The sequence below is a fragment of the Zhihengliuella halotolerans genome (genome assembly GCF_004217565.1).
Taxonomy (GTDB): domain Bacteria; phylum Actinomycetota; class Actinomycetes; order Actinomycetales; family Micrococcaceae; genus Zhihengliuella; species Zhihengliuella halotolerans.
In genome coordinates this window covers 1,447,101-1,468,647 of record NZ_SHLA01000001.1, presented here as the reverse complement: position 1 = coordinate 1,468,647, position 21,547 = coordinate 1,447,101, and the positions used below count along the sequence as shown (strand labels likewise).

The window sequence follows — 21,547 nt, the reverse complement described above, 5'->3', positions numbered from 1 at the left end:
GATCGGAAGATGAACAGTGAACCGGTGGATTACCCGGAGATGTGCGGGATCCATGCAGAAGGCGACGTGTGGGTGGCGGCCGCTGACCGGTCGAACCTGTGCACGCCGTGCCGGGAGCAGTTGGCGGACAGCCTCCGAGCGATCGACGAGGCGTGGCCGAGGGTGCTCGACGCGCTGCAGCGTGGTCGAAGCGGCGGGGGCTCGGAGCGGATGGGCAGCACCGAGGTGCACGCGCCGTTGCCGATCAATGCCGGGGCCTCCGATGCGATGCGCCTGGCGCGGGAAGCGGTGTGGTCGGCGGTGCACCAGTTGGTCATGGATCGACCCGGGGCACGGGTGCCGGAGGACCAGTCGACGCCGGCGTTGGCCGGGTGGCTGGCTCGGTGGCATGTTGAGTACCTGGCCGGTCATCCGAACGGGTCGTGGACGGTGGAGTGGTACACGGAGATCCAGCGGGCGGCCGACGCGGTCGAGGCGGCGGCCGTCGACGGGGTCGTCGAGGTCGAGACCCAGATGCAATGCGGCCACCGGGAGTCGGTCGGGTCGACGGGCGCCGAGCGGGGCGCGGTCCGGTGCACTGGCGTGGTCACGGTCGTCGACCGCCCCGGGGTCGGGCAGGTCGCCGTCTGCAGTCGGGACCCTCAGCACGCGGTTCCGGCGGACGCCTGGTTCAAGGCCATGCGCTCGGCCAGACCGCAGCGCCGCGGCGCCAGACCCCGGGGCCTCGCAGGGTCACCCGGACGGCCTTGACATAGTCAGATAGATTATGTGGTGAAGTGGCATTCGTGTCATCAGCGAAGGCCCCAACCGATTCGGTTGGGGCCTTTGTCATGTCCGGAACTGCTTCTAGCCGAGGAGTGATGACAATGAGCGCGTAGGGGAATCACTGGATGGTGACCGACCGCGAGCCGCAAAGCACCCGCTGATCGAAGGAGGCCCGACCATGGAGGGCGTATCGGTTCCAGCGTGGAGTGGCCGAGCCGCTTCCAGAGCGCTCGACCAGGTGCGCGCCGGTGGCCGTGCCCGGCGCACGCCGTGCGTGATCTGCAGGCAGCCGATCGACTACTCGCTGCGCTATCCGCACCCGCAGTCGTGCAGCGTCCAGCACTTGAAGTCGCGGCGGGACTTCCCGCAGCTCACGTGGGAACCGTCGAACTGGGCGCCTGCTCACCTGGACTGCAACAAGGCGGAGGGTCCGCGCGAGCGGCCCGGCCTCGGTGTGGTGGGGCAGTGGTGACCCGGCGGGTTGTCTTGCTGTGCGGGCCGGCCGGGGCGGGCAAGACCACGGCGGCCCGGGCCTCTGGCCTGAGGGTCTTCGACCGGGACGATCCGGACTGGTCGACCGATGCGGAGTTCAATGAGGCGATCGCATCCCTCCGCGAGGAGCGTGACACGCAGGCTGTGGTGATCCGGGCGGGTGCGACGTCGTCGGCACGGGCCAAGACGCGGCGGCTCATCGGAGCCACTGAGGTCTACGTGGTCCTTCAACCCCGAGAGGTCCTCGCCCGTCGCATCCACCACCGAGGCCGTGCCGACGCCCGACACACGTTAGCCGCGCTGAACGCCTGGTTCCGGTCCTTCGATCGCGACGACGGCGTCGAACTCTTCACCGGATGGGCCGACGACACCGTCGCGCTCGGCGTGATCGGCACCGTCTGGTAGCCGACCGGCCCGGGGGAGGGGCCCCAATAAAATGTAGCTTATGCGGTTTGGAGGGGGTCGTCGCCGGGAGCTGCCTCTCCCCCCGGGGAGTCTCTCTTGAACCCCCGAAAATCCGCGAGTTGGCGGGGAAAATGGACCCATCAAGGAGGCCTGATGAACGGGAATCGAGCACCCGGCGCCCTGTGCGAGGTCATCATCTGCGTCGATCGGCGCGACGGGGCCGCGTGGGCGCAGACCTTGATCGCGCCGCCGGGGACGAAGTACGTCTACGTCACGCCGAGATCGCCGGATGGCGTCCGCGGGAGGCGTGCCCGAGCCGTTCACGTCACGGAGCGGATGCGGGATCATCCGCGCCTGGCCAAACTCAAGGAGGGCTGCGCCCCGGCGCTCGTGGTCGGGTCGTCCGATGCATGATCGTCCGGCGATCCGCCAGCTGCACCTGGCCGGCGGATCGATTCGAGGCATCGCCCGGGACCGGGCAGCATCTCGCAACGCGGTCCGCCGGGCGCTCACCGCTGGCGCGCAGGAGACCTACTGGCGGCCGTCCGCGGCTGAGGAGGCGGAGCCGGCCGTCCGCGACGTGCTCGCCGACTACCCGAACATGACCGTCTCCGACATCGCGCTGATGGTCGATTGGCGGCATTCCCGCCGGCACCTCTCCGACCTGGTCGCGCGCCTGCGCCCGGAGTTCGAGCACCGAACCGTGCTCGACGCGCGACCGCTCGCTGGTATCCGGCAGGGCAGTCTAGGCGCCTGCCGGACCGTCAGAGCTGGTCCCCTGAGCGCACCGAAGTTGACCAACGTGAGGGAGGCATCGCATGGCGGCTAACGCGAAGAAGGCGCCTCCCGTGCACGATCCGCCCTCAGAGATGCCGGAGGCCGTCCGCGCCGTCTGGGAAGAGTTCGTCGAGACGAACGAGCTCCCGGAACGGATCGACCGCGCAGCCCTGGAAGCCTTCTGCACCCTGGTCGCCCGCATGCGAGAAGCACGGACCCGCGTCGAGGACGAGGGCATGGTCGTCCAGGACTCGCGCGGCAAGGTCGTCCCGCACCCGGCACTCGCCGTCGAACGCGAGCTCGCGGAAGACGTGAGGAAGTGGGGCGACCGGTTCGCGCCGATGGTCCGCCCGCGCCGCCGGTCCGGCTACATGGTCGACGCGACAACGGAAGCCGTGAAGAACGCCGACCACCTCGCGGACAAGAAGCAGTTCGCCGGCGCGATCGCCGCCGCGAAAACACTCGCCTGGCTGATCGACGAGGCCCAGCGAGACAGCGCGGCGGCACTGCAGCGCGCCGGCCGGGACCTGATCCCGAACTACGTCAAAGCGTGCACGGAACTGCAGATCACCCCAGCGTCCGTGCCGGCGGCGGCCGCGGCGAAGGACTCGGGAGGTAGCACAGGTGGCAGCAAGCTCCGTGTCCTCCGAAGCAACGCGACAGGCGCGCGGTCGGGCTAAGACCGGGGCGACCGGCGCACGGGCGCGCCGTCCGCGCCGCTTCGGTTCGGAAAAGCCGCGCGTCTTCACGCCGCCGCTGCGCCCGCTCGAGCCGCGCTCGCCGTCGACGGAGTCGCGGACCCTCGGCTACCAGGTCATCGATTTCTCGGAGCAGGTCCTTGGTATCACCTTGTACCCGTGGCAGAAGTGGCTGCTGGTGCACATGCTGGAGCTGCTGCCCGAGGGCGGGATGCGGTTCCGTACCGTCGTTGTCCTCGTGGCCCGGCAGAACGGTAAGTCCACGCTCTCTCAGGTGCTCGCGCTGTGGTTCATGGCGGTGTGGGGCTGGCCCCTGGTACTCGGCACTGCACAGGATCTGGAGACAGCGGAGGAGGTCTGGCAGGGCGCCGTCGATCTGGCGGAGGAGGATCCGGAACTCGCCTCGATGATCAAGCGGGTCGTCAAGGTCAACGGCAAGAAAGCCCTCGAACTGGCGGACAATTCCGGGGATAAGGAAAAGGTCACCCGGTACAAGGTCAAGGCCGCGAACCGGAAGGCCGGCCGTGGGTTCACCGGGAACCTGATCATGCTCGACGAGCTGCGCGAGCATCAGAACTGGGACGCCTGGGGCGCGATCACGAAGACGACGATGGCTCAGGCCGAGGCGCTCGTCTTCGCCCTCTCGAACGCCGGCGATGTGACCAGCATCGTTCTGCGCTATCTGCGGAAGATGGCGCACGAGGCGATCGGCGACCCGGACGGGATCTGCGCCCAGGATGAAGCCCTGGGGCAGCTACATGCCGAGGCCGTTCAGGCCAGCGACAACCCGGACGAGGAAGACGCCGACTTCGACGAACTCGATGACATGGAGCAGGACGAAGAGACTCTCGGCCTGTTCGAGTGGTCGGCGCTGCCGGGCTGCTCGAAGTGGGACCGGGACCAGTGGGCGATAGCGAACCCGTCCCTCAACTGGAACCCGGGCTTCACCGAGCGCACGATCGCGGCGGCCTGCAAGACGGATCCCGAGTGGGTGTTCCGCACGGAGTGCCTCTGCCAGTGGTCCGATGGCGTCCTCGACGGGCCTTTCCCACCGGGCACTTGGGAGAAGGGGCAGAACAAGCCGGTTCCCGGGCCGGACGGCCTGCCGATGCAGGCGGATGAGGACCGGATCGTCACGTCGGTCATGGTCGGGCTGGGCCAGTCCGGTGACCGCGAGATGGTGTACGTCGCCTTCGCCGGCCGCCGCGCTGATGGTGTCGACCAGGTCGAGATCGCCGCCGGCCGCCGCGGGTACGACTGGCTGGCCGACTGGCTGATGGAGCCACGTCGCCGGAAGCGCATCGTCGCGATCACTGGACAGTCGAAAGGCGCGCCGGTCTCACCGCTGCTCGATCACCTCGAGTACCTGTCGTCGAACCCGGAAGAGGACTTCGACATTCCGGTCGTCCGGTGGGAGGGCAGCGACCTGACGGCGGGGTGGGCCGGCGTCGACGACGCGGTCCGCGACACCAAGGTCAGGCATCAGCCACAGCCGGTCCTGGACATCGCCGCGACGACTGCGGTGCTGAAGGTCTTCGGCGGGGGAGCCAAGCTGCCCGACCAGAAGGCATCGCCGGCGGACATCGCCTCGCTGATGGCGTTCACCGCCGCCCACTGGTTGCTGCACCGTCCGCTCGAGCGGAAGCCGCCACCGCCGCCACCGCCGCCGGTGGCGGTCGACTCCAGGGGTGAGCACGCCGCCCACGCGCCGGAGTACGACGACAACCCCGCCCACTGGGCGTTCTAACTGAAGGAGGCTCCGCATGGCCGCACCGACGACCGAGACCGGCTACGCGGAGGAGTCCACCTGGTGGGGCCTCGCAGAGACGGAGGAGACCCCGGAGCTGCAATGGCCCAGGAACGTCCAGGTCTACGACCGGATGCGCCGGCAGGACGCGCAGGTCATCTCCGTGCTGCGCGCGGTCATGCTGCCGATCCGCCGCACCACGTGGAGGATCGACGCCAACGGGGCACGCCCCGAGGTCGCCGCCCGTGTCGCGGAGGATCTCGGCCTGCCGCTGGTCGGCAGCGACGAGCCGTACCGGCCTCGGCGCTCCCGAGACCGGTTCTCGTGGCCCGACCATCTGCGCCTGGCGCTGCTCATGCTGCCCTTCGGGCACTCGTTCTTCGAACAGGTCTACCGCATCGACGACACCGGGCATGCCCGGCTGCGGAAGCTCGCCTGGCGGCCGCAGCGGACCCTGTCCCGAATCGATGTCGCCTCCGACGGCGGACTGCTCGCGATCGAGCAGCACGGGATCACCGGCAAGACGACACCGCGGATCGGCGTCGACCGGCTCGTCGCCTACGTGAACGAGCGCGAGGGCGGGAACTGGCTCGGCCAGTCGCTGCTCCGGCCCGCCTACAAGTACTGGATCCTCAAGGACCGGATGCTCCGGGTCCAGGCGCAGGCAGTCGACCGCAACGGCCTCGGCGTCCCGGTCTACACGGCGTCCGAACCGCCGGAGGGCTTGGACCCCACGAAGCGGGAGAAGCGCGAGCAGGACGAGATGGACGCCGGCCTAAAGATCGCCCAGGGCTTCCGCTCCGGGAACAGCGCCGGCGCCGCGATCCCGAACGGCGCGAAGCTCGCGCTTCTCGGCGTCGAGGGCACCCTGCCGGACGCGAGCAAACCGATCAGCTACTACGACGAGCAGATCGCCCGCGCGGTTCTTGCCCACTTCCTGAACCTGGGCAGCGAGACCGGGTCGTGGGCGCTCGGGTCGACCTTCGCCGATTTCTTCACCCTCTCCCTGCAGACAGTGGCTCTGCAGGTCGCCGACGTGGCGACTCAGCACATCGTCGAGGACCTGGTGGATCTGAACTGGGGTGTCGACGAACCCGCTCCGAAGATCGTCTTCGACGAGATCGGATCCCGCCACCCGGCGACCGCCGAAGCGATCCGCGCCCTGGTCGAGTGTGGGGCGCTAACCGTCGACGACAAACTCGAGGAGCACGTGCGTGCGACCTACGGGCTGCCCGATGCCGACGCCGATACCGCCCGCGAATACAAGCCGACGACCGGCACCGAGAAGGAGCGACCATGAGCACGAAGACAGCACCGGGGCCGGCGGCTGCCGCGCCGCGGCAGTGGTACCGGATGGAGACCGACACGGAGAAGCGTTCCGCGGAGATCTTCATCTACGAGCAGATTGGCGGCTGGTTCGGCATCAGCGCGCAGGAATTCGCACGCGAGCTCGCCGCCCTCGACGTCGACGACATCGACCTGCGGGTCAACTCCCCGGGCGGGTCGGTGTACGACGGCGTCGCGATCATGAACGCGATCCGCCGGCACCCGGCCAATGTCACGGCCACCGTCGATGGGATCGCGGCCAGTGCGGCCAGCTTCCTGATCATGGCCGCCGACGAGATCGTGATGGGCCGTGGCGCGGAGTTGATGATTCACGACGCCTGGACCATCGCCATGGGCAACGCCGACGAGCTCGCCAAGGACGTCGCCAATCTGAACCGCCTCTCCGACTCGATCGCCGCACTGTACTCGGAGCGTGCCGGAGGGACAGGCGAGCAGTGGCGCACGGCCATGAAGGCCGAGACCTGGTACTCCGCTGCAGAGGCTGTGGAAGCCGGACTCGCGGACCGGGTAGACGGCAGCGTGGAAGCGGACGCCGACGCCTCGGCGTTCTCCGACGTCGTCCGCTTCGCCCACGCCGGCCGCCGGGAGGCGCCGGCCCCGTGGATGCCTGCTGCGGCCCACGCCCGCCACCTCGATCCGGCCCGGATCGACGCGCTTCTCGGGCACTTGCCTGGGAACGACCACCAGACCCCTCCGGTCGAGCCGGAGGCCACCAACCAGATCGCACCGAAAGGACACACCGACATGCCTGATCTGACCACTGGGATCCGTAACCGGCTCGGCATCAACGCCGACGCGGAACTCACCGATGAAGACATCCTCGCCGCTCTCGACGAGGCCCTCGACGAAGTCGCCGACCCCGCCCCGGCTGCAACGCAGACGCCGCAGGCGCCGGGCACGGTCGTGCTGGATGAAACCCAGTACGCCGAGCTCACGAAGAACGCCAAGGCTGGCGCGGAGGCCCGCGCCCGCCAGCAGCGCGAGGACCGTGCGGCCCTCGTCAACGCGGCCGTCAACGACGGCCGCATCCCGCCGTCCCGCCGCGACCACTGGGACGGGCTGCTCGCTGCCGACCCGGGCGCGAAGGACGTCCTGGCGAAGCTCGCCAAGGGCACTGTCCCGCTCGAGTCCGCCGGCTACACGGGCGGCGTCGACCAGGCATCCGACGAGGACGTGCTCTACAGCAAGTTCTACAAGACCACGGAGGAGAAGTAGTCATGGCTCAGCACGTACCCATGTTCGGCCCGACCACGAACGTCACCTGCACGGCTTCGGACGACGTCGTCGGCGGCAAGATCGTCGAGATCACCGGCGACCGAACGGTCGCCCACGCGGGCGCTGACTCGGCGGCCACGCTCGGCGTCGCGGGCTTCGACGCCGCCACCGGCGACAACGTCACCGTGTACGCCGGAGGCGTGCAGCCCCTGACCGCTGCCGAAGCAGTCGCCGCCGGCGCCCCGGTCTACGCCGGCGCCGCTGGCGATGCTGCGGCCACCGGTACCAACCCCATCGGCACCGCCCTGACGGCCGCCGCGACCGCCGGCGACCTGTTCCAGGTCCGCCTCACCCGATAGGAGACACATCGTGAGCTACACGTACCCGGCCCCGCCGGCGACGGTCACCCAGGACGGGCAGGCCGTCGAGATCCACCAGTTCCTTAAGTCCCCGACGCTGATCGCCCGCCGCCTTCGTGACCTGACGGCCCAGAAGTTCATCGCGGACTACCTGCTCTCCGGCCGTTTCAAGGCGCAGGGCGGGTCCATCCTCTACGAGAACGGCGAGTCGCTCTTCGCCGCGGATGATCCCGAGGCAGTGGCACCGGGCGCGGACTACCCGACCACGGTCATGACTTCCGGCGAGCTGCAGGCCGCGAAGACCGTCAAGTGGGGCCGTGACTCCATCGTCACCGACGAGGCGATCTCCCGCCTGCTGATGAACCCCGTCGAGCGCGGACTCCTCAAGCTGGCGAACACCACCATCCGCCACGTCGATTCCGTCGCCCTCGGCGTCATTGCGTCGAAGGTCACCCAGACCTTCGACTGCACCAACGCCGGTGACGGCAACACCGGGGCCTGGACCTCGGCTGAGGCCGTCATCGCGGGCACTCTGGCGGCGAAGGCCAAGGTCGAAGAGGAGAACGTCGGCGAGGGCTACGACCTCAACGTCGTCGTCCTCAAGCCCACCCAGTACGCCCTGGTCATGTCGAAGCTCCTGGCCGACGGCGTGCTGCCGCGCGAGTCCTCGAACCCGATCAACTCGGGCGAGTTCCCGAACTACCTCGGGCTCACCTGGACCACGACCGCGCACACCCCGGTCACGAATCCGCTGCTCGTCGACAACACGCAGCTCGGCGGCATGGCAGACGAGGACATCAAGTCCCCGGGCTACAGCCGCATCGGCGGCGTCGGCCTCGAGACGAAGTCCATCCGCGACGAGGACAACGACCGCTGGAAGATCCGCGCTCGCCGTGTGACGGTGCCGGTCGTGACCGAGCCGAACGCGGCCATCGAGATCGTCAACACCGGGATTGGAGGCTGATCATGGCCGCAAAGGTCGAGTACGTGCACGTGGTCAAGGCTGCGGCTGTGGTGGTCACGGTCGGTGGCGCGGACCGGTACCTGTACCGGAAAGCGGTTCTGCCGGAGGGTGTCCCGGAGGGCGAGGTCAAGCGCCTGGTGGCGGGCAAGCTCGTCGAGAAGCGCCGCAAGCAGCAGAAGCCGGAGACTACCGGGGGCGCCCCGGCAGCCGGCACCGCCGGCGACCCGGCCGGCAACGGCGGCTCCTCGACGCCCGCGGGCGACGGCGGGTCGCAGAGCACCAGCTCGGGCGACTGAGCTCGACGTGTAGAGGAGAGGGGGCGCCATGGCGACCGACCCGTTAGCAACGAAAGCCCAACTGGCGGAAGCATGGCGGCCCCTCACCTCCACCGAGCAGACACGCGCCGACTACTGGCTGGCGGCGGCCTCCCGTGAGGTGCGCCGCCGCTGGCCGGACGTCGACGACCGGCTCGCCGCCGGAGACCTCAAGGAGCTCGACGTCTCGGACGTCGTGATCAGCCTGGTCCTGCCGATCATGCAGACCGTCGACAACGACGGCGCCCGCTCGTGGTCCGTGGCCTCGGGCACCGAGCAGCGGTCCGTGAACATGGGCTCCGGCGGCAGCGGCGAGCGGTTCGACTTCGAGGACTGGATGCTCGAGGTGTTCCTCCGGCAGGCCGCCCCGCTGCCGGCCGGAGCGTTCCCGCTGCCGATCTGCTACGACCACCTCTTCGAGTCGAAGGAGCGCTACCTGTGAACTCGGAACTGCATCAGCAGGAATTGAGCGTCGAGCAGGTCGACTACGGGCCGCCCGGGGCGGACGGCGTCGCAGCCGAGACGGTGACCGTGCTCGGCCCGTTCTTCGGTTACAACGTCCAGCCCCACAGTGTCGCCGAGTCGACGAGCGGGAAGCGCGTCGTCACGGAGAAGCTCCAGATCTCCGGCCCGCTCCTGCTGCAGGCGGGCGAGGGCGATCGGATCATCTGGCAGGGGAACAAGTACCGCATCGAGGCCAAACCCCGGCACTACCAGTCCGGGATCCTCGACCACACCGAGATGATCGTCGTCGAATCGAAGGGATGACACATGCGCAACCACCAGGACAAAGCCCGGCGGGCTGAAGACGCCCGTCGCCTCGGCCTCGCCGCCACACGGGCCGCGACTCCCTCCGCGCCACCGGAGCCGCCGGCCCCGTCTGCGGACGAGTCCGCACCGGCCCCGCCTGCCGCTGTGGTGGTCCCGGCGGACCAGCCGGAGCGGAAGGCCCGACGGAAAACCGCCGCCGGGGACTGATCCGGCAGAGAGGGGTAGCTGATGTCTGGCATGAGGAAACCGCTCTCGGTGAAGAAGCTCAACGCGGCGATGGACACACCGGCGGTCCGGGCCGCTGCGCGGGCGAAGGCCGAACGCATCCTGCCGCGTGCGCGGGCCATTGCTCTAACGGCCGGCGCCACGGCGTTCGCCGAACAGCTCAAGATCGCCGAGGGCGTCCGCAGTGGCGGAAAGTCTCCGTCCGGCCTCGAGCGTTCGTACGCGCGAGTGGTCGCCGATATGCCGGACAAGCTGCGCTCGCGGGACTTCAACGCGAAGCTAACGCGCCGACAGATCCTCCGGAGGGCCTCGAATGCCTGAGCTCCGGACCGACTACCCGCACGTCGAGCAGGAGCTCGGCGCATGGCTGACGGCGGACACTGGGCGCCGCGTGTACACGACCACGCCGCCGACGCTCGAGGAGCACCTGCCGGCGTACAAAGCCGTCGTCGTCGGAGGACGGGATGGGCGCAGCATCGACCGTGCCCCGCTCGTCGAAGTCGAGGCCTTCGCGTCAACCAGGTCCGGGGCATGGGACGCGGCCCGGGACGCAGACCGGTCGCTCCGGCGCCTGGCCGCCTCCGGCACCTCGAACTGGTACGTCGACGACGTCGAATGCGTCTTCCAACCGGCCGTCGACGACTACGAGAACCCCGACGTCGTCAAGATCACTGCAACCTACGCACTCACCGTCCGGCCGATCCGGGCCTGACTCAACCTCTGGCAGCCGCGCGGTTGCCCCTCCGAAAGGACTGAACCATGCCCGATGTGGCTTCCATTCTCGAAACCGACGAGCTCAACGTCCGCAAGTGGGGAACGCAGCTGCTCTTCCTGCAGTCCCGGGCCGCGGCCCCGCCCACCATGTTCTTCGGCGAGTCCGACCACCTGCCGATCCTCCCGCCCGGAGCGCTGCAGCTCGGATTCGTCACGACCGACGGCGTCGGCCAGGAGGACTCGATCTCGAACGAGAACACCTCCATGCTCCAGTCCCTGGAGCCGGTCCGCTCGGACATCACTGGGGTGGACAAGTCCCTCACGGTGGCGTTCGGCGAGGACAACGCATACGTGCAGGCGCTCTGGCACGGCGTCCCGTTCGAGGAGTTCCCGACCGGCAAGCACGCGCCGTGGCTCTTCGACGACGGCGAGATCACCGACTACCCGGAGTACCGGCTCGGCTGCATCATGCAGGACGGCGTCGGCGAACAGGCCCGCTACCGGTACGAGTACGGGTACCGGGTCAAGGTCACCGCCAAGACCGGGCGCACGATGAACCGCACGGACGCCGAGTCCTACGGGTTCACGTTCGGCCTCTACAAGGACAAGTCCGTCGGGAAGTCCTTCACGCGCACCCAGAACGGCCCGTACTACTTCCGTGACGCGATCGCCGTCGCGGATCTGGACGCAGGTGCGATCACGGACATCGCAGTCCTGGACGGCGGTGGCGGCTACGACGTCGCCCCGTCGGTGGCCATCACCGGCGACGGCACCGGCGCTGCTGCGACGGCCACGGTCTCCGGCGGCCAGGTCACCGCGGTCACGGTCGACACGGCTGGTACGGACTACACGACGGCCGAGATCTCGTTCACGCGCAACTAGCGCGCGGACGGCACGACGGGGCGGGCACTGGTGTTGTGGGGAAGCCCACCGGTGCCCGCCCTCATTCGCTTCCCCAGCTTCCCCCGTCAGAGAGGACCCACCATGGCAAAGAAGACCCCGCGCGCCCGCGTAATCCGTTTCGATCAGTTCGAGCAGCAGCTCGAGGAGACCGGCATCGGCAACCTGCAGGAGGTGCAGCTCTCCAAGGACGAGAGCATCTGGATTCGGCTGAACATCGGCTTCGACCAGGACGACCTCGACGAATTCCAGCGTCGGCTCCGAGACTGCGACGAAAGCCGCGACGCCGCCCTCGTGATCCTGGACTACAAGGACGGCGTGACGGCCGAGGAGCAGCTCGAGAAGTTCGAGAATCACGGCGGCACTCCTGACAAACTCGCGGCGCTCTTCGCGTCCGCCACCGCCCAGAAGCAGGAGGACCTGGGGAAAATCAGGCCCCGGAGGTCCTAGCCCTCATCGGGGCCGCCCCGGAAGCCTACGAGGCGGCCCTGATGCAGACCTACCCGGGAAGGGACCCGCTCGCCGAAGCACTCGCCGGCGAGATTACGGTCCGCAAGTTCCGAGTGATGCTCGAGCACCTTCCGCCGGCCAACCCTGTCGCTCGTGAGCTCGACAGTGCGTGGAGCCAGTCTGAGTGGCTGCTCTGGCACATAGACAGCCGGGTCGCCTCGCTGCACGCGGCGTTCTCCAGCGCGCTCCGCGCGAAGGGCGCTGCGCCGGTCGAGCCGAAGTTCCTGGATACACCCAAGTCCAGGGCGGATCCGGCGCAGAAGGCGCGCATCGAGCAGAAGCACGAAGCGGAACGGGCGGATCTGATGTCCGTCCTCGCCCGCCCCGACCCGCGGTAATCGCGGTCGCGTCCCCGCATGGATTGGAGGTCGGCCCGTGGCTGACGAAGTATGGCTCGACGTCCTCCCGTCCATGCGGGGTTTTGGGGCCGAGTTGCTGAAGGGCAGCACGAAGGCCGCGAAGAACGCCGGCGGTAAAGCCGGCCAGGAGTGGGGCAAGGCCTTCGGCGGCGGCACCTCGGGCGCGTCCGACGGGATCGTGGACGAGCTCGAGAAGGCCGAGAAGTCGGCGGACGGCTTCCGCCGCAAGATGGTGGGCGAGGTTTCTAAGGCCCGCCAGACGCAGCGTCGCGCGGCCGCCGACCTGCTGACCGCGGAGCAGCGCCTCACCGACCAGGTGCAGAAGTACGGCGAGGAGTCCTCCCAAGCCCGTGCAGCAACCCTGAAGCTCGAGAACGCGCGCGACAAGGCCACGGCTGCAGACGAGAAGTTCACGACGGCTGAGAAGGCGCTGGAAGAAGCGCACAAGGGCCACAAGACTGCGGTCGACAAGCTCGAGCGCGCCCAGAGCGGCCTCAACGACGAAGTCAAAGAGGCGCCGGGCCTGTGGGGCAAACTCTCCGGTGGGCTCGGCAAGGCCGGCGACAAGATGAAGGGCTTCGCTACATCGACCGGCGGGGTCGTGACTCAACTCGCCGGAGCGGTCGGCGGCGCCGCCCTGTTCGGCGAGTCGTTCTCGGCGGCTCTGGGTAACGAGGCCGGACTAGACAAGCTCAACGCGCGGCTGGCGGCCACGCCGGAACAGGCAGCTGTGTACGGAGACGCCGCGGGCAGTCTCTATGCCGGGGCGTGGGGCGACTCGATGGGCGACGTGACCAATGCCGTCGACTCCGTCGTGTCGTCGATGGGCGGCATGCGCGACGCGTCTCAGGCGGATATCGAGCGCATCACCGCGAACGCACTCGACCTCGCAACAGCCTTCGAGGTCGACGTTGCAGAGTCAACGGCGACGGCCGGCATCCTCATGAAGACCGGGCTCGCCGCGGATGCCGACCAGGCGATGGACCTCATCGCGGGGTCGATGACGAAGGTACCCGCCCACATGCGCGGCGAAATTCTCCCGGTCATGAGCGAATACTCGAAGCACTTCGAAGCGCTCGGCATCGACGGTGAGACCGCGATGGGCATGATCGTGGCCTCCTCCGGAGACGGTGCGATCGGCATGGACAAGATGGGCGATTCGCTCAAGGAGTTCACGATCCGCGCGACCGACATGTCGAAGGCGACCTCGGGCACCTACGAGTCCCTCGGCCTCAACACGGAGGAGATGACCAACAAGCTCCTGGCCGGCGGGGAAACCGCCGAGGGCGCCATGGCTCAGATCGTGCACGCGCTGCAGGGCGTCGAAGACCCGGGCGAGCAGGCGGCCGCCGCGATCTCCCTTTTCGGGACACCGCTCGAGGACCTCGGGACGGACAAGATCCCGGAATTCCTCGGGATGATCGACCCGATGGGCGACGCCTTCGCCTCCACAGAAGGCGCCGCAGCAACCCTCGGCGACACCCTGAACGACAACACATCGACGAGCTTGGAGACCGTGAAGCGGTCCTTCGGGCAGATACTCACGGACGGCATCCAGCCGCTTCTCGGGCCCCTGCAGGGATTCGCCGAGTGGGCGATGGAGACGCCCGGCGTGCTCGAGGCGGCCGCCGTCGCGGTCGGCATCCTGTCGCTGGCTGTGCTCGGTTTGACGATCGCTGCGTCCCCGTGGCTGATCTGGGGTGTGGCGGCCGCGGCAGTGATCGGCGGGATCATCCTCGCGGTCAACAACTGGGGCTCGATCATGTCGTGGTTCGGCGACATCTGGGGCAGCGTCACCGGCTGGGTCGTGGCGAAGTGGGAGGCCGCGGCGAAGGCCGTGACCGGCTGGTGGAACAGTGAAATCCAGCCGACCCTCGACGTCGTGGGGCTGGCCTTCAAGCTGCTCTATCAGACCTACGTGAAGCCCGCCCTCGACTGGGTCATGGACAAGTGGCAGAACGTGTCCAAGAGCCTCCGCCGGGTCTACGACAACGTCATAAAGCCAGTCTTCGACACCTTCGGCAGCCTGATCAAGGGCGACCTGCCCGGCGCCTTCGAGAACGGCGTGAAGGCCATCAAGGGATTCTGGAACGAGCTGCGCAACGTCGCCGCCGTCCCCGTGAACTTCGTGATCGACACCGTCTACAACCAGGGCATCCGCAAGACGATCAACTCGGCCGCCGACGCCATCGGCCTGGGCGAGAAGATCAACCTGCCCTACATGAAGAAGATCCCCAAGTTCGCCAAGGGCGGCCTCGCCCAGCCCGGCTGGGCACTCGTCGGCGAGGAAGGCCCCGAGCTCGTCAACTTCGACCAGCCCGGCCGCGTCTACACCGCCTCGCAGACACAGAACGCCCTCGGCCTCAGCGACAAAGGCCTCGAAGCCGCCGCCGGCTCCCACCCATCGGAAGCACTGCTCCCGATGGGCGGATGGTGGGGCGACATCAAGGCCGGCGCCGCGAAAGCCTGGGACTCAGCCACCAGCTGGGTCCGAGGCGGACTCGCCACCGCCGCCGGATGGGTCCTCAACCCCATCAAGACCGGACTCACCTCGGCGCTCGCCGGACAGGGCACGTGGGGCGACATGGCCTCCGGCGCCGCCGGGAAGAGCATCGACGGCGTCCTCGACTGGATCCGCGGCAAGGACTCGGAAGCCGACGCGAACGGGACCGCCGTCTACAACGGCGCGCTCGGCGCATTCCACCGCCCCTCCAACGGGCCCGTCACCTCCAAGTACGGGCCCCGCTGGGGCGGCTTCCACACCGGCATCGACATCGCCGGCGGAGGCCCCACCTACGCCGCCCTACCGGGCGTCGTGCAGCGGGTCGGATGGAACGCCGTCGCCGGCAAGACCGGCATCGGTATCTACCTCAACCACGGCCCCGACCTCTGGACCTACTACGGCCACAACCCCGTAGGTGGCCCAAAAGTCGGCGTCGGCGACCACGTCAAGGCCGGACAGCACATCGGCTACCAGGGCGCCACCGGCAACGTCACCGGCACCCACGTGCACTTCGAAGTGCACAAGGGCCGCGTCAACGGCGTCGTCAACCCCGACCAGTACCTCTACGACAAGGGCGGCTACCTCCAGCCAGGAGTAACCCCCGTCCTCAACGCCACCGGCAAACCCGAGCCCGTCCTCACTGAGGCCCAGTGGCAGGACATGCACGCGCTCGCCGAGTCGGTGCGGGCACGTGGCGAAGGGGGCGACATCGTGATCCAGGTGATGCTCGGCGACAAGGTCATCGAGGAATTCCGGGTCGCGGCGCGGCAGGAGATAGGCAAGGTATTCAATCCGCGTCGTGCGCGGCAGATGACGGGAGGCTGATCCGTGGCTGTTTCGTGGGGATCCAAGGTCGAGACCAGCACCAACGGGATGAGGTTGGGTTACGAGTTCAGCCAGTCGCCGTCGTCGGTGGGCACGGGCACGTCGTCGGTCGACGTGACGGTGGACGTGTGGATCTGGACGAAAGGCCCGGTCTCAGACTCGTCGAACACCCTCACGATCGGCGGGGACTACAGCTTCTCGGGTGCGGTCTCGGTGTCGACGTCCTCGACGTCGCCCTGGTCCAGCTCGAACAAAAAGAAGCTGAAGACCCTCACGATCAGCCGGTCGACGTCGTACTCGTCTACGGTGACGACGACGGTGAACGCATCGCTGACGGGCATCAACGCGGTCTCGGGCACGGCGAGCGTATCGGGCTCGCATGTGACGAAGAAGCGGCCGATCAGCCCGCCGGACTCTCCCACGGGTGCGGCCCTGGCGTACGTGTCGGACACACAGCTGGACGGGTCGTGGAATCTGCCGACGGCGACGTCCGGGAAGCCGCGAGACCGGGTCCGCATCCAGGTGTGGGATCTGGTTTCGGGGTCGTACTCGACGGCGTACGTCGGCGGGCCGTCCCGGACGAGCTACACGTACAACTCGGCCGAGGCGGACAATCGATACCGGCTGCGGGTCCGGGCCGAGAACGACGCCGGCAGCTCCGACTGGGCGTATTCGGGCTACGTACCGACCCGGCCGGCGCCGGCGGCCGACCTGGTCGCCGTGCGCTCGGGCACGGACATCTCGGTCACATGGGACATCGTCGCCCGATACAACACGGGTTTGAAGTTCGCGCACAGCGAGGACGGCGGGGCCTGGAACTACGATCTGGCGACGCTGGCGGCGGACACGACGTCGTACACGCATGTCGGGCCCGATCCAGCCAAGACGCACCAGTACGCGGTCGCAATGACCGCGGACGGTCGGCAGTCGGAGTGGGCGTACTCGGCCGTCGTGCAGTTGCTCACCAACCCGCTGGCTCCTACGCCGACCGCTCCGCTGGATGCGTTCGACGGGGCGTCGGTGATGGCCTTCTATTGGGTGCACAACCCCGTCGACGGCACGGCGCAGACTGCGTACGAGATCCAGTACCGGGTCGACGGCGGAGACTGGACGAGCACCGGCAAGCTGGCCGGCAGCTCGTTCTCGCACGAGTTCGCGGGTGGGACGTTCGCGAACGGCGCGACGCTTGAGTGGCAGGTCCGCACGTGGGGCGAGTACGCGACCGAACCGTCGGAGTCGCCCTGGTCTGAGACGGTGCTGCTCGAGGTCTCGTCGACGCCGACCGTAAACCTGACGACGCCAGCGGATGCTGCCGTCGTCGAGACGTCCTCGCTGACGGCCGCCTGGTCGTATGGGGACGCCGAGGCCAGCAGCCAGACCGGGTGGGCCGTGGTGCTCTACAGCGCGGCCGACGCCGCCCTGGAGACGCTGCAGGGTACGGACGACGCGGCCTCGGCGGTGTTCGAGACGTACTTGAAGGACGGCGCCTCGTACTCGGTGGGCGTGGCTGTCCGGGATGGGGCGGGCCTCTGGTCCGCCGAGGATCGGAACTACTTCACGGTCGACTACGCGGAGCCGCCGGCACCCGCGGTGACCGCGAACTTCGACGTGGACACCGGGGCGATGATGATCACCATCGACACCCCGGACGCCGTCGCGCCGGCCCCGGAAGCCGAGTACGTGGACCTATACCGGGCGATCGACGACGGCCCCTGGACGCTGATCGCGACCAACCTGCCGAAGACGACGGCGCTGACGGACTACATTCCGGCCCTGGTCGGGGTGAACCACTATCGCGCGGTCTCGGTGTCGGCGCTGCCGTCGACGGCGGAGTCACTGGTCGTGCAGGTCGTCGTCGATGCCGGCGAGGGTTGGTGCTACCTCAACGCGGGCCCGGGTTTTTCCGTGGTGGCCCGGGTCCGGGCGAACGCGAAACGGTCTCGGTCCTTCAGCCGGGAGAAAGTCCTGCACGAATTCGCTGGACGGACGCACCCGGTCGAGTTCGCCGGCGAGCACCGCCGGCACACGGGCAGTCTCGCGGTCCGGGTCAGCCCGAACCCGGACGGCGGCGCCACCCTGACTCAACTGCGGCGCGTCGTCGACCTTCCGGCCCCGGTCTGCTACCGCGACCCGCTCGGCGAGCGGATCTTCGTGTCGTTGCAGGAGCTCGCCGACAGCAGCGAGCGGATCGTCACGGACGCCAACTTCTCGTGGACGGAGGTCAGCCACCATGAGTAGTCCGCTTTTCTGGGGCGGCAACCTGCCGGAGACCTTCGTCCCGGACCCGCTGCTGACGCACCGGTCGGAGCGAGTTGAGTGGCGGGTCTTGGACCTCGACGAGATCCAGCGCGGCACCCTCGACGGCGTCGGCGACGCCTCCCTCGACTGGTCCGTGCACAACACGATTCGCACCGGCGGCGAGCTCGCCTACACGGGCGAGCCCGTCGACTGGCTGCAGACGCGACTGAAGCCGGTCCGGGTCCTGACCCTGCACGACGGCAGCGAGCAGGATTACCCGCTGGGCGTGTACCTGCCGGAGACGCCGGCGACGTCGTACGGGGTGGCACGCAGCCAGTCGGTCGCCCTGTACGACAAGCTGAGCATCCTCAACGCCGACGCCGTGCTGGAGACGTTCTCGGCGGCGAAGGGCGCCCCGGTGGTCGACGTCGTCCGCGACCTGGTCGCGTCCTCGGGCGCGAATCCGGCGGACGTGATCATCGAGGAGACCTCGGAGGTGCTGCCGTCCCAGCTGGTCTGGGAGGCCGGGACGTCCGTCCTGCGCATCGTCAACGACCTGTTGGCAGCGGTGAATTTCTTCTCGCTCTGGTGCGACGTGCACGGCAAGTACCGGGCATCGCCGTACGTGCGGCCCGCGGACAGACCGGAGGCATTCGAGTTCGTCGACAACAAATGGTCGATCCTGAGCCCGGGGATGGAGCACGAAGAGGACTTCTTCAAGGTCCCGAACCGCGTGCTTTGCATCGCCAGTACGGATGGCGAAGCACCGGCGCTGACGTCGACGGTCACGAACGAGGATCCGTCCGACCCGCTGTCGTTCCCGTCCCGTGGCCGGTGGGTCACGCACGTGGAGGAGAACGTCGAGGCCACCAGCCAGGAGGTCCTAGACGGCATCGCCGAGCGCCGCATGACCGAGCTCTCGAACGTCACGTCCACGTTCCAGGTGTCGTTCGCGTTCGTGCCCGTGAATCTGAACTCGCGGATCCGGGTGCGGCGGCAGACGCGCGGCATCGACGCGACCTGCGTAATCCAGAAGATGAGTATCGACCTGAAAACGGGCGGGCTGATCCAGGCGACGGTGCGGGAGGTGAGGGACTGATGGCGAGTCCAGATCCGCTCGAGCTGCTGCTCTCGGCGGACCCGCCGCAGCGGCAGACGTACCGATGGGGAACGGTCACCACGGCCAGCCCGGTCGAGGTCCGCCTAGACGGGGACCCGGAGGGCGCGGAGATCCGGCCAACCAGTCTCGTCGCGGTCGCGGATGGTGACCGGGCGTACATCCAGATCATCGGCCGGCAGGCCGTCCTCATGGGCATCAGAAAGTAAGGAGCCACGATGGCTTTCTCCACGTTCGACGCGTTTGTCGTCGTTGACCCCCGTACCCTCGCCCCGGTCGCCGGGGTCGCCGGCACCATCGCCGACGCCGCCACCGGGAGCTCGATCCAGGTCTACGACATGAATGAGAACCCGGTCCCGGTGCTCGCCTCGAATTCAAAGGGGTACGTCGGCAGCTTCAAGACGCAGGGGACCGTACGCAGAATCGAAGCAAAATTCGGAGACTACGCCCTCGTCAAGACGTCTGCTGAAGCGATAGCAGAGGCCGCGGCGCTCGGCGACCGGGTATCCGTGCTGGAGAACCCGCAGGAGCTCGCGAACGGTTCCGACCTGAACACGGTGCAGGTCAACGGGTGGCGCTTCTCTCGGTCGGTCTCGAATACCGCGACCATGACCAATCGTCCGCCCGATGCGGCAGACAGCCCGTTCCAGGTAGAGGTCTCCACGGCGACGGTGGGCAACTACGTCCACACAGTGCAGACGTATTACACATACTCCGAGTCGTTCGAACGCCGGGTCTGGGAGCGCAACACGGTCAACGCGCTGGGCACTGGCTGGTCGGACTGGCGGCGTATGGACAACCCGGCGGCGATGCTGTCCGGCGCGGCGAACCCGATGCTGCTGCAAGACTTCACGCGTCGCCGGGGCCCGGTCCACACCAACGGGCGGGCTGCAGTCGCCTACCGGTTCGATCACGGACTGGCGAACTACCGGGACGAGATCAAGCCGCTCTTCGACGCTCGCTGGTGGAAGCACTCGCAGGCGCTGAACTCGAATCAGTGGGGTTACGCCGAGATGGGCGGAGTGACCCCCGCGCAGGTCGACGGTTGGGTGCAGGAGGGGCTCCTGGAGATCTGGCACCACGCCGAGAACCACAGCGATGCGACCACTGTGTCTCTCCTCGAGCAGCGGATCGTCGAATCGCTGGAAACGCTGCGCTCGCAGATCCCCTCAGCGGTCATCGACGGCTTCGCTCCTCCTGGCGTCGGCGGTTCCAGCTACCTCGGATTCAACGGCGGCAACAGCGCCGAGGCGTTCTTCGAGACCGTCGCCGGGCGGCTCATCCTCGAGCACCACGCTGTCTCATCGGGCTACATCCCGGACACTGCCTACCACCGCCCTCTGGACGGGGTAGTCCGACACGGCATGGGGCACCTCACGGCGGACAGCCTGAGCGCCGCCACCTTGAACGACCGCGTCGACATCGCCATTGCCAACGGCGAGGGTATCCAAATCATGCTCCACCCGTCGCAGATCAACCTCACGGGCAAGATCACGACGGCCGAGTTCGAAGCGCACCTGAACTACGTGCAACAGAAGGTCGACGAGGGGGTTCTGGTCGTCCTCTCGCCGTATGAGCTGGTGCTGGCGAACCGCCGGAACATGGAGATGATCCAGCTGGGGGACGTGGACCTCAACACGCTGCTGGTCCCTGGCGACTATTTCCAGCCCGCTTCGGTGAATGCTGGGGGTGGAAACAACTACCCCGAAGGTCGAGCCGGCGACGTCATGGTCAGGTCTAACAGCACCGGGTCGAACGTCACGCAGAAGTACCACTCGTACGGGTCGACGAACCGGGTCTGGCACCGAACCTACTACTCCGGGACGTGGTATCCGTGGCAGTCGGGGGATCCGCAGTTCGACGAGACGGCCGGGCGAAAGATCACGGTGCGGGACCCGATCAACGGGCGCGAGCAGCTCATCCACTATGACTCCGGGTGGCGGGACGTGTCAGGTCTCCTCACGAACGGGTGGACGGTCGGCACCGACTTCCGCATCCGGCGCGAGGGCTACACGGTCACGCTTCGCATTCACAACCTGAACGGGTCTGCAGCCAGCACCTCGGCTGTCTGGCAGCTTCCGAGCGGTTTCCGCCCACAGGGGACGACGGAGGTCTTCCTCCGCTCCGACGAGGCGGGCACCGTGATGAAGCTGATGACGATCCGGTGGGATGGGGCGATCTTCATGAGCACCGGCACCGTCACCACGAACAACGGGGCGACCGAGGTTTCCTTCGCGACGACTGCCGCCGCGCCGTCGACCCTGCCGGGTACCGCCATCGGCACCATCCCCTACCAGTAAGG

Annotated in this window: 26 protein-coding genes; 25 read left to right on the top strand and 1 reads right to left on the bottom strand. The window is 68.1% G+C overall.

Annotated features, from left to right (window positions below; genetic code table 11):
- Positions 1 to 9 precede the first annotated feature (9 nt).
- From EV380_RS06625 to EV380_RS06525, 21 genes are all read left to right on the top strand, one after another.
- Positions 10 to 750 (top strand): hypothetical protein, encoded by a 741-nt coding sequence (locus EV380_RS06625; protein ID WP_130450196.1) that lies wholly within the window; start codon positions 10 to 12, stop codon positions 748 to 750.
- A 193-nt stretch (positions 751 to 943) separates the two neighbouring features.
- Entirely contained in the window at positions 944 to 1,237 is a 294-nt protein-coding gene (locus EV380_RS06620) for an HNH endonuclease (protein ID WP_130450194.1), read from the top strand.
- Positions 1,234 to 1,662, top strand: coding sequence for an ATP-binding protein (locus EV380_RS06615; RefSeq protein ID WP_130450192.1), 429 nt, complete (start codon positions 1,234 to 1,236; stop codon positions 1,660 to 1,662). Before EV380_RS06620 ends, EV380_RS06615 begins: the two co-directional genes overlap by 4 nt.
- Before the next feature lie 153 nt (positions 1,663 to 1,815).
- Positions 1,816 to 2,076, top strand: a complete 261-nt coding sequence (locus EV380_RS06610; RefSeq protein WP_130450190.1) for a hypothetical protein — start codon at positions 1,816 to 1,818, stop codon at positions 2,074 to 2,076.
- Entirely contained in the window at positions 2,069 to 2,491 is a 423-nt protein-coding gene (locus EV380_RS06605) for a hypothetical protein (protein ID WP_130450188.1), read from the top strand. Before EV380_RS06610 ends, EV380_RS06605 begins: the two co-directional genes overlap by 8 nt.
- The gene (locus EV380_RS06600) at positions 2,481 to 3,119 is read left to right on the top strand and encodes a terminase small subunit (RefSeq protein ID WP_130450186.1); all 639 of its coding nucleotides are present in this window, start codon (positions 2,481 to 2,483) and stop codon (positions 3,117 to 3,119) included. The genes EV380_RS06605 and EV380_RS06600 overlap by 11 nt, the downstream gene beginning before the upstream one ends.
- Positions 3,064 to 4,884, top strand: a complete 1,821-nt coding sequence (locus tag EV380_RS06595) for a terminase (protein ID WP_130450184.1) — start codon at positions 3,064 to 3,066, stop codon at positions 4,882 to 4,884. Before EV380_RS06600 ends, EV380_RS06595 begins: the two co-directional genes overlap by 56 nt.
- A 16-nt stretch (positions 4,885 to 4,900) precedes the next feature.
- Positions 4,901 to 6,184, top strand: coding sequence for a phage portal protein family protein (locus EV380_RS06590; protein WP_130450182.1), 1,284 nt, complete (start codon positions 4,901 to 4,903; stop codon positions 6,182 to 6,184).
- Positions 6,181 to 7,446: a head maturation protease, ClpP-related gene (locus tag EV380_RS06585; protein ID WP_130450180.1), complete on the top strand. Its 1,266-nt coding sequence runs from the start codon at positions 6,181 to 6,183 to the stop codon at positions 7,444 to 7,446. The genes EV380_RS06590 and EV380_RS06585 overlap by 4 nt, the downstream gene beginning before the upstream one ends.
- A 2-nt stretch (positions 7,447 to 7,448) precedes the next feature.
- On the top strand, positions 7,449 to 7,805 hold the full coding sequence (locus EV380_RS06580; RefSeq protein WP_130450178.1) for a capsid cement protein: 357 nt from the start codon (positions 7,449 to 7,451) through the stop codon (positions 7,803 to 7,805).
- 10 nt (positions 7,806 to 7,815) lie between these two features.
- Positions 7,816 to 8,769, top strand: coding sequence for a phage major capsid protein (locus EV380_RS06575; RefSeq protein WP_130450176.1), 954 nt, complete (start codon positions 7,816 to 7,818; stop codon positions 8,767 to 8,769).
- A 2-nt stretch (positions 8,770 to 8,771) separates the two neighbouring features.
- On the top strand, positions 8,772 to 9,065 hold the full coding sequence (locus EV380_RS06570; RefSeq protein ID WP_130450174.1) for a hypothetical protein: 294 nt from the start codon (positions 8,772 to 8,774) through the stop codon (positions 9,063 to 9,065).
- A 28-nt stretch (positions 9,066 to 9,093) separates the two neighbouring features.
- Positions 9,094 to 9,525: a hypothetical protein gene (locus EV380_RS06565; protein WP_130450172.1), complete on the top strand. Its 432-nt coding sequence runs from the start codon at positions 9,094 to 9,096 to the stop codon at positions 9,523 to 9,525.
- The gene (locus EV380_RS06560) at positions 9,522 to 9,851 is read left to right on the top strand and encodes a hypothetical protein (RefSeq protein WP_130450170.1); all 330 of its coding nucleotides are present in this window, start codon (positions 9,522 to 9,524) and stop codon (positions 9,849 to 9,851) included. The genes EV380_RS06565 and EV380_RS06560 overlap by 4 nt, the downstream gene beginning before the upstream one ends.
- Positions 9,852 to 9,854: 3 nt before the next feature.
- Positions 9,855 to 10,061, top strand: a complete 207-nt coding sequence (locus tag EV380_RS06555) for a hypothetical protein (RefSeq protein WP_130450168.1) — start codon at positions 9,855 to 9,857, stop codon at positions 10,059 to 10,061.
- Positions 10,062 to 10,082: 21 nt separating this feature from the next.
- Positions 10,083 to 10,400, top strand: coding sequence for a hypothetical protein (locus EV380_RS06550; protein WP_130450166.1), 318 nt, complete (start codon positions 10,083 to 10,085; stop codon positions 10,398 to 10,400).
- A complete protein-coding gene (locus EV380_RS06545; protein WP_130450164.1) occupies positions 10,393 to 10,791 on the top strand; it encodes a hypothetical protein in 399 nt (132 codons plus the stop codon). Before EV380_RS06550 ends, EV380_RS06545 begins: the two co-directional genes overlap by 8 nt.
- A 47-nt stretch (positions 10,792 to 10,838) precedes the next feature.
- On the top strand, positions 10,839 to 11,675 hold the full coding sequence (locus tag EV380_RS06540; protein WP_130450162.1) for a hypothetical protein: 837 nt from the start codon (positions 10,839 to 10,841) through the stop codon (positions 11,673 to 11,675).
- Between the two features lie 102 nt (positions 11,676 to 11,777).
- Positions 11,778 to 12,143: a hypothetical protein gene (locus EV380_RS06535; RefSeq protein WP_130450160.1), complete on the top strand. Its 366-nt coding sequence runs from the start codon at positions 11,778 to 11,780 to the stop codon at positions 12,141 to 12,143.
- A gap of 41 nt (positions 12,144 to 12,184) precedes the next feature.
- A complete protein-coding gene (locus EV380_RS06530; RefSeq protein WP_130450158.1) occupies positions 12,185 to 12,541 on the top strand; it encodes a hypothetical protein in 357 nt (118 codons plus the stop codon).
- 37 nt (positions 12,542 to 12,578) lie between these two features.
- Positions 12,579 to 15,890, top strand: a complete 3,312-nt coding sequence (locus EV380_RS06525; protein WP_130450156.1) for a phage tail tape measure protein — start codon at positions 12,579 to 12,581, stop codon at positions 15,888 to 15,890.
- Between the two features lie 188 nt (positions 15,891 to 16,078).
- On the opposite strand, the gene EV380_RS06520 is transcribed toward EV380_RS06525, so the two are convergent.
- Positions 16,079 to 16,312: a hypothetical protein gene (locus EV380_RS06520; RefSeq protein ID WP_130450154.1), complete on the bottom strand. Its 234-nt coding sequence runs from the start codon at positions 16,310 to 16,312 to the stop codon at positions 16,079 to 16,081.
- A gap of 19 nt (positions 16,313 to 16,331) precedes the next feature.
- Here EV380_RS06520 and EV380_RS16570 point away from each other — a divergent pair, with 19 nt between their 5' ends.
- The 4 genes from EV380_RS16570 to EV380_RS06500 are packed head-to-tail and all read left to right on the top strand — an operon-like array spanning position 16,332 to position 21,545.
- The gene (locus EV380_RS16570; protein ID WP_165391900.1) at positions 16,332 to 18,128 is read left to right on the top strand and encodes a glycoside hydrolase family 78 protein; all 1,797 of its coding nucleotides are present in this window, start codon (positions 16,332 to 16,334) and stop codon (positions 18,126 to 18,128) included.
- Positions 18,121 to 19,227 (top strand): hypothetical protein, encoded by a 1,107-nt coding sequence (locus tag EV380_RS06510; RefSeq protein WP_130450152.1) that lies wholly within the window; start codon positions 18,121 to 18,123, stop codon positions 19,225 to 19,227. Before EV380_RS16570 ends, EV380_RS06510 begins: the two co-directional genes overlap by 8 nt.
- Positions 19,227 to 19,454: a hypothetical protein gene (locus tag EV380_RS06505; RefSeq protein ID WP_130450150.1), complete on the top strand. Its 228-nt coding sequence runs from the start codon at positions 19,227 to 19,229 to the stop codon at positions 19,452 to 19,454. The genes EV380_RS06510 and EV380_RS06505 overlap by 1 nt, the downstream gene beginning before the upstream one ends.
- A gap of 9 nt (positions 19,455 to 19,463) precedes the next feature.
- Positions 19,464 to 21,545: a pyocin knob domain-containing protein gene (locus tag EV380_RS06500; protein WP_130450148.1), complete on the top strand. Its 2,082-nt coding sequence runs from the start codon at positions 19,464 to 19,466 to the stop codon at positions 21,543 to 21,545.
- Positions 21,546 to 21,547: the final 2 nt, after the last annotated feature.